Raw genomic sequence first — 7,259 nt, forward strand, 5'->3', positions numbered from 1 at the left:
ATGAACAAGCATCATTTTGTCAGGCTCAAGCTTGATGAACATGACGGTTATGACATACCGGTCGGCTCGGTAGGCCTGGCCTGGATCAGTGCAGAAAAACCAATTCCATTCCTGGCTTTTCTCGATGTGATACGCGGCATCATAATCCGAATGAAGTCACAGATATTCTTTATCTGGTCGATGTAAAGGTAGGTCTTTACCAAAGTCTTCTAACCAAAGTGCTCTAACCACAGGGCGATAACCAAAACGATAACAATAAACAGATGTTAACCAGAATGAATGTACGTAACCGCTCCGGGTGGTAGCCATACTGCCCGAACTTTTTACTACGTTAATGCTGACTGTAGTTCGCTGTAACTCCTTGAGGCTTGGGGTTACAGTTTTTTTTTTGCCTTTTTCCACCGTTTTTTTCTCTATAGATTTTCTTATTCTGTATTGATGTCTTACGCATCAAGGAGTACAACTAGGCTGCATCTTTTTTATGGAGCTTAACGTGTCTTCTGTATCTTTCTGCCTTCCTGCTAAACGTATATTTTGCTCTTTAGCTTTACTGTTGCTTGTAGTGGCCTTGCCGTTGTCTGCCAGTGCGTCTGGTTTGCGCTTGCTCGATGATTTTTATCTGAACGACAAGGCCGAGGATATTCGCTCCTTGCCCGGCGCATTTGATTGCTCTGATTTGTATAGTGGTAAATTGGCCTATTGTTTTGATCAGTTAAAGGTATTTGATGTCGACGAAGAGCTGCTGGTTGTCTTTATGGCAGAGCAAAAAGCGCTTTCTGTGGAATACACCACGCCGCTGAATGCTGCCAGTTACAACACTGTACTTGCGGGGCTAAGGCGCAAAGGCCTGGTATTTGCGCACCTGAATGTAAACGATGAAACCCTCGATGTGCTGGCGGGTATACAGCTCCTTGACCGGCAGACATTGGACGATCAGATGTTCGTTCTGGCTAACCGGTACGATTTTACGGTACCAAGAGAATATCTGTTTCTCGACAAGGGGGCGTTCAACCGTGCCTATCGCCAGGGGGAGCAGAATATTGAGCAGTGGCTATCGTCCGGGGACTCAACTGACGAGCAGAAAAAATATGACAGAACCGTGATCATGTCAGTTTCTGCCGAACAAATTACGGTAACTGTCTCTTATCCGTTTGTCGGTGCGGGTGATTAAACCAGTATCAGTCAAATCTGTAGAGGGGATGGTTGTCAGTCCTGGCGCAGGTTACTGGATATCGAAATTGGTGTTGGGTAGCGCCTGACAACCCAATACGTAGAGATAATGAAGGTTGTCATGGTTGCTGTCTGGATAAACATGCTGGCTTCGACGGAAAGTAGTTCGGCATTCATTGCTGCATAGACGACAAGAAATGAGAACTCGCTGGCCTGGCTGAGCCTGGCACCCAGTTCGCGGGTCATGCTGGGCTTTTCGTGCGCTAATGCCAAGGCTAGTGTAAAGCCCCAGGCTTTGATGACTACAAGAATGATGCCGAACAGGATACCGAGCAAGCTGTAGATGTTACTCCCCGCCAGATCCATTCTCGCCCCGATAGCAAAAAAGAACAGAATCAGGAAGAACTCTCGCAGAGGCTTGAGGTGAACAGAGATTGCCTGCGAGACACGGCTAACGGCAATTGAAATTCCTGCAATGAATGCGCCGCTTTCATACGAAAGCCCGACCTGGTGGCTGAGTTCGGCCCAGAAAAAGCACCAGGCAAGAGTTGTCACGAAACTGTATTCCTGGATCACGTCGAAACGCTGAAATAACGGCAGGATCATGTAGCGCACACCGAGAAACGCCAGAGAGCAGAGTGCTACGAACTTGAGCAGCATCATTATAAAGGCCACGAGCATGGCATTGCCGCCGCCAATATTGAGGAAAATGATCACAGTGATTGCGATGATATCCTGCACCAGCAAAATACTGGTCATCACTTCGCCCATGTGTTTGTGATGTAGGGTAGTGGTGGGGATCAGCTTCAAGCCGATGACCGTACTGGAAAACATCAGGGCAGCGGCAATGATCAGGGCATCCTGCATCGGAAGCTGGATCGCGAGAGCAAAGAGCAGGGCGCCCAAAAAGAAAAAACTACAGGTGCCCAGGGTGATAATGGAGCTTTCTTTGAATAGCTGGATCAGCTTTTTGGGCTGTAAGTTCAGCCCAATCAAGAATAACAATAAGATAACGCCAAGATTGCCTATCTGAGTAATATGCTCGGCATCCCGAATAACCTGCAGGCCATTGGGGCCGATGAGCATGCCTGCGGCGATATAAGCCAGGATGATCGGTTGACGGGCGTAAAGAAACAGTGTGCCAAGAATAGCGGCGCTGATAACGATAGCGCATAGTTCAAAGATAAGAGGCGCCAGGTTGATCTGCATACACGACACTTCCCGTTGCTCAAGTATTTGCCCAATGGAAAACTATCAAAATGCAGTAGCTTGGGTATATTGTTCCGTTAGCATTTATAGCAATCAATGGAATTGTAATAAGGATAATACATCTGGCTTGATCCTCATTAGCAACCAGTAGCTATGCATTGGGTTCTTTCTGGCTAGCAGACTCAAAGGGTGCGTTAAGCGACAAGAGATTTCATCAGCTTGGCGAGATATTGAATCTTGATATTGGATAATTGTCGATAGTCAAAGTAAGGGCACACTATCACCCGATGCTCTGTATTAATCGCAAACTCGTTATCGAGCCATTGCATCGGACAGGTCAGCTTGCCATCAGCGATTAACCGCTTGGCATAGGTTCTTCCCATAATGATATGGACAGTAGGGTGCGGTTGGTGCTGAAGTTCTCTTTGCACCACCAGAATTGGCGGGCTAAACATTAGCGAGGTGTGGCTATCGGATTGCAGAAGGTACTGGTCACGATAAGCCTGCCAGGTGGAGGCTGACTTGGCATACGGGAAGTAGGCGGTATCCAGTTCGAAGATGAGCTTGGCATACACGTTGAAAACCTTGCGCCAGCCGTTGCCACAGGCTTGGCCGATAGCTTGAACTTCACCTGTTCCAACAGCTGTTAACTGGTTCAGTGATGGATAGTTCAACATGCTTGGGCGATTTTCAATATAGGCCGCAATAGCATAATGCGGGCAGCCTAATCCGACTGGAACTGACATTCACGAACTCTATAAAACAGTGTATTTTTGACAGAAGGCTAACTCTGCGCTGACATTTCGGTCAATGATAAACGTATGCTGTAGAGAAATAAATATATAATTATAGTGAATATATGAAACACTTAACTCCATGTTTTCTTGCGCTTTGTGTAGCATTACTTCCTTCAGCAGCTTTAGCCAAAAAGCACCATCATAAACATCATCACAAACACCACCACAAGCATTATCACAAACACCGCAAACACTGCCACCATGGTGGCCATCATCACGACAACCGCCATCGTGAGGTTATCGTTGTCAACGAACACCACCACCATTCATACCATGAGTCCCGACTGCCGGAAATTGCGACCTTTGCTGTGATCGCCGGGGTTTCATACGCCATCATTAATAATACGTTCTATAAAAAATCCGGTAATGAATACCGCTCGGTTGAGCCGCCCGCATATCGATAAAGCCCTATACAGGCAATGGCGAGAATTGCTGTTGCCTGCCTTGGTATTTTTATCCGTTTGAGCTTATAAATACGATTTTCAAATTTGAGCTTTGAATCACAAACAGCATTTTATGCTGCTATGGAAGTGCGATATAAGTGAGAAAGAATGGCAATAAATATAAGTATATCAATACTTTAATCTCATGGTTAGAAGACTTGACTGCTTTTTTGTATCTCTATCTTTCTGGTTTGGTGTTATGAGCTGGTTATTTGTTCATGTGTGGTTATAAGTTTTGTATTTGTTGCTTTTGGCGAAATTTAAATTGCTAGCTATTGGCAATGCCAGGTTTTTGTTTAATCCTAAATGTAATTCAATTGTTAATGGCTTTGGTGCCCGTTGTAATGCGCCATGAGGTGCAGTAGGGCTGTGACCGGCAATTTTGAACAACAATGCTGAGCATGGCGCTGGACTGGCTTTGGACAAGGTCAGGACAGATGCTGTGAACAGGGACTCAGAAATAGGGATTAGGAGCAAACCGATGCACACTTCGTTAGAGCGTACACTTCAGCTGACTCAACTAAGCGGACAGGCTGTTAACGATCTTTCGCCTTCATTTGATTTCTTGCCGCAAACCGATCACGCCGATGGTCAATACCGCCTACGACGCTATTCGGTGGTAAAGCTAAAGCAGGGTAACGTTGAGCATCTGGCTGCGCGGCATTTTGTTCAGTCCGGGGATATCAATACGTTTCAGGGGAATGTCAGCCGTAGCTTCGAGACACTGGAAGAATCTATTCTGCGTAGTGATGGTTTGCGTGAAATGTGCGAAGTCTTCAAGCAAGCCAATGCCCTGGATGACGAGCAGGAAATTGAAATCCATCAGATCCGTATTTCAGCGATTGAGGAAGAAACCCTTGTGGCACCTGAAGGGGTTCATCAGGACGGCTTTGATCACCTGGCTGTGATTGGGATTGGTCGCCATAATATCGAAGGTGGAGAGTTTCTGGTGTACAGGGAGCAACATGAGCTGCCATTTTTGAGTATGGCACTGAAGCAGGGTGAGGTTGCCATACTGGACGATAGTCAGCTCTGGCACAATGCGCGTCCGATTAAGGCAGTTAAGAAAGATGAGCAGGGATTCCTGGATCTATTTGTTCTGACCGCAAAGGAGCCAACGCATGTCGTTCACGCCTGAAGCCATTCGCCGGAGTTTTCCGGCCTTGAACCAAACCGTTGAAAACCAGCCGGTGTTCTTTTTTGACGGCCCGGGTGGATCGCAGGTGCCCTCGACGGTACTAGACGCAATGACAGACTACCTGGGACGCTTCAACTCGAATTTGGGCGGCGCGTTTTTCTCCAGTGCCGAAACGGTTTCTGTGGTCGAAAAAGCGCGGGCATCAGCGCAGGCATTGCTGGGTGCGCCTTCTGCAAGCAACATTGTCTTCGGGGCCAATATGACTTCGCTGACTTTTCAGCTCAGCCGGGCAATTAGCCGAGACTGGCAGGCCGGTGATGAAGTCATCGTTACGGCATTGGATCATTACTCGAATGTATCTAGCTGGCAGCAGGCAGCCGAAGACAAAGGGGCTATTGTTCATCAGGTAAAGGTGAATGAGGCAGATTGTACCCTTGATATTGATCACCTCCTGTCATTGCTTAATGCTAAAACGCGTCTGGTCGCAGTGACTTACGCTTCGAACACCACCGGATCGCTGGTGGATGTAAAACGTATTGTTGAGGCGGCACATCAGGTTGGGGCACAGGTTTATGTCGATGCGGTTCATTATGCGCCACATGCCTTGGTTGATGTCCAGTCGTTAGGTTGTGACTTCCTGGCTTGCTCGGCCTATAAGTTTTTCGGCCCACATGTGGGCATTGCCTATATCGCCCCGCAATGGTTACAGACACTTCGTCCTTACAAGGTCGAACCTGCGACTGATGAGGGACCCGGACGGTTTGAAACCGGGACCCAGAGCTTTGAAGCGTTGGCTGGTTTAGTGGCTGCCGTTGAGTATTTAGCTCAGTGGGGAGATGAGGGAGCAAGTCTGCGCCAGCGTTTGCAACAAAGTTATGCGTTATATCAGCAGCACGAAGTATCCCTGAGTGAGCACTTTCTGCAGCGTTTATCACAGTACAGCAATATCACGCTATACGGTATTAATGATCAACAGCGGCTTCGAGAACGAACGCCAACCTTTGCTATTCGTATCGGCGGTGTGACGCCGGGTGATGTGGCTGTTCATCTGGGTAAGCAACATATGTGCGTCTGGAACGGGCATTTTTATGCGCTGGGGTTGTGTAAGCAACTTGGAATTCTTGATGATGGTGGTGTAATTCGCATCGGATTGATGCATTACAATACCGAGGAAGAAATTGACCAGCTATTTACGGCTCTAGAGCCATTTTTGCAGCGTCAGTAGAAAGCGAAATACCAACAACGTCATACCAACTGCGTTTGCCCCTCTGTCACAGGCTTGGAACTAAGGTTGGTGTTGAAAATAGGCTAGGAATAAAGTGGAGCAGTATCTTTGAGCTGTTCATATAGAAAATAAAGCTAATAAAAGAATGTGTTAAAGCACTGAACAACGTTATGACCCTCTGGCCCGTGATGCATGCATCCGGGCTTTTTTTTGCTTAAATCATACTGGCCTTGTCATATAGCAAACTAAGTTTGAGAACTATCTCACAATCCATATACAGAATGGTGTGTTGTAATTTTACCGAATGATATCCTTACTCGCGTAATGGTTCTCAGCAATATGGATGTTGCTTGATTAGGCTTTATTTATGCAAGCGGGCTGGTGCTCGCTTTTTTTTCTCTTTTTTCAGCCCTTCTTATTTCCCTGCCAGTATTCGTTAACAATTATTCTCTTCTATCTATTGTTTTCAAAAATAGCCAAAACAGCACGTTAAAACAGAGGGTTAAAACAACTGCGAAGTATCGTGTCGCCAAAAGAAAATGCAGCCTATCACTTAGCCCCGAGCTTTTACATTTTGTGAAGTGGAAAGTTAGCGTCTACCCTTAGGTTGAGTTTTAGAGTTATTGCTCTAGAATTATCACCCCTGATAAGTACCAAGGCTTAATGGAAAAAATAATGAGAATAAAGCCTATTGTGGCGATGACGTGTTGCGCCGCTTTGTTGACGATGCCTTTTGGTCGTGTTTTTGCCGGTAGCTATGTATCAGCACCTGTCTCAGAACCAATGACTGACAGTGTTGCCCAGGCCGACCAGCAGGCGGTGAGCTTTATTGACGCCTGGCAAGCAGTGGTTACCACTAATGATGGTCTGGCTGCTGAACGGGCGAATGTCGATCGTGCCAGACATCTCCAGGATGCGGCGAGCGATTTGTATTTTCCCCAAATTTCAGCGACAGCTAAATATACTCGACTGGATAAGCCTGTGGAGGTTAAGCCATCGGACTTAATTGAGAGTATGTCCGATGAGGCTGGCGGGATTGTTGCTGCTCTGGGGCAACAGTTTCACATCAATCCTGCGATGCTGGATCAGCTGTTTACTTCACAGCTGACAGAGCGCGATGTCTTTACCTCTTCTATTCGGGCGGTCTGGCCAATTTTCACCGGCGGCCGGATTACTGCTGCGCAGGATATTGCCGGAGGCCGAACGGAAGAAGCCCGTTATTTGCTGGCCATGAAGCAGCAGGCCAAGTTTGAAGATCTGGCCAAGTTTTATTTTGG

Annotated in this window: 7 protein-coding genes and 1 pseudogene; 6 read left to right on the top strand and 2 right to left on the bottom strand. The window is 47.0% G+C overall.

From position 1 onward, the window contains the following. Positions 1 to 186, top strand: a pseudogene (locus MHN01_RS11300) (HlyD family secretion protein); the annotation flags it as partial. 307 nt (positions 187 to 493) lie between these two features. Next, positions 494 to 1,171 (top strand): hypothetical protein, encoded by a 678-nt coding sequence (locus MHN01_RS11305; RefSeq protein ID WP_239411443.1) that lies wholly within the window; start codon positions 494 to 496, stop codon positions 1,169 to 1,171. Positions 1,172 to 1,206: 35 nt separating this feature from the next. On the opposite strand, the gene MHN01_RS11310 is transcribed toward MHN01_RS11305, so the two are convergent. Together MHN01_RS11310 and MHN01_RS11315 are read right to left on the bottom strand one after the other, a co-directional pair. Beyond that, entirely contained in the window at positions 1,207 to 2,379 is a 1,173-nt protein-coding gene (locus tag MHN01_RS11310) for a cation:proton antiporter (RefSeq protein WP_239411444.1), read from the bottom strand. A 194-nt stretch (positions 2,380 to 2,573) separates the two neighbouring features. Further along, the gene (locus MHN01_RS11315) at positions 2,574 to 3,125 is read right to left on the bottom strand and encodes a hypothetical protein (protein WP_239411445.1); all 552 of its coding nucleotides are present in this window, start codon (positions 3,123 to 3,125) and stop codon (positions 2,574 to 2,576) included. A gap of 113 nt (positions 3,126 to 3,238) precedes the next feature. Between MHN01_RS11315 and MHN01_RS11320 the strand changes: the two genes are divergently transcribed. The 4 genes from MHN01_RS11320 to MHN01_RS11335 form a co-directional block, all read left to right on the top strand. Next, positions 3,239 to 3,580: a hypothetical protein gene (locus MHN01_RS11320; RefSeq protein ID WP_239411446.1), complete on the top strand. Its 342-nt coding sequence runs from the start codon at positions 3,239 to 3,241 to the stop codon at positions 3,578 to 3,580. Positions 3,581 to 4,100: 520 nt separating this feature from the next. Then, complete coding sequence (locus MHN01_RS11325) at positions 4,101 to 4,757, top strand: 2OG-Fe dioxygenase family protein (protein ID WP_239411447.1); 657 nt, start codon at positions 4,101 to 4,103, stop codon at positions 4,755 to 4,757. Next, positions 4,741 to 5,982, top strand: coding sequence for a cysteine desulfurase-like protein (locus tag MHN01_RS11330; protein WP_239411448.1), 1,242 nt, complete (start codon positions 4,741 to 4,743; stop codon positions 5,980 to 5,982). The genes MHN01_RS11325 and MHN01_RS11330 overlap by 17 nt, the downstream gene beginning before the upstream one ends. Positions 5,983 to 6,765: 783 nt before the next feature. Next, positions 6,766 to 7,259, top strand: a 494-nt coding sequence (locus MHN01_RS11335) for a TolC family protein (RefSeq protein WP_370646497.1), incomplete at its 3' end; no start/stop codon positions are given.

Source organism: Photobacterium sp. OFAV2-7 (assembly GCF_022347985.1).
Taxonomy (GTDB): domain Bacteria; phylum Pseudomonadota; class Gammaproteobacteria; order Enterobacterales; family Vibrionaceae; genus Photobacterium.

Coding starts and splice junctions, on each gene's coding strand:
- MHN01_RS11315 (WP_239411445.1), bottom strand. CDS start 3,125: ATGTCAGTTCCAGTCGGATTAGGCTGCCCGCATTATGCTATTGCGGCC.
- MHN01_RS11330 (WP_239411448.1), top strand. CDS start 4,741: ATGTCGTTCACGCCTGAAGCCATTCGCCGGAGTTTTCCGGCCTTGAAC.
- MHN01_RS11320 (WP_239411446.1), top strand. CDS start 3,239: ATGAAACACTTAACTCCATGTTTTCTTGCGCTTTGTGTAGCATTACTT.
- MHN01_RS11310 (WP_239411444.1), bottom strand. CDS start 2,379: ATGCAGATCAACCTGGCGCCTCTTATCTTTGAACTATGCGCTATCGTT.
- MHN01_RS11325 (WP_239411447.1), top strand. CDS start 4,101: ATGCACACTTCGTTAGAGCGTACACTTCAGCTGACTCAACTAAGCGGA.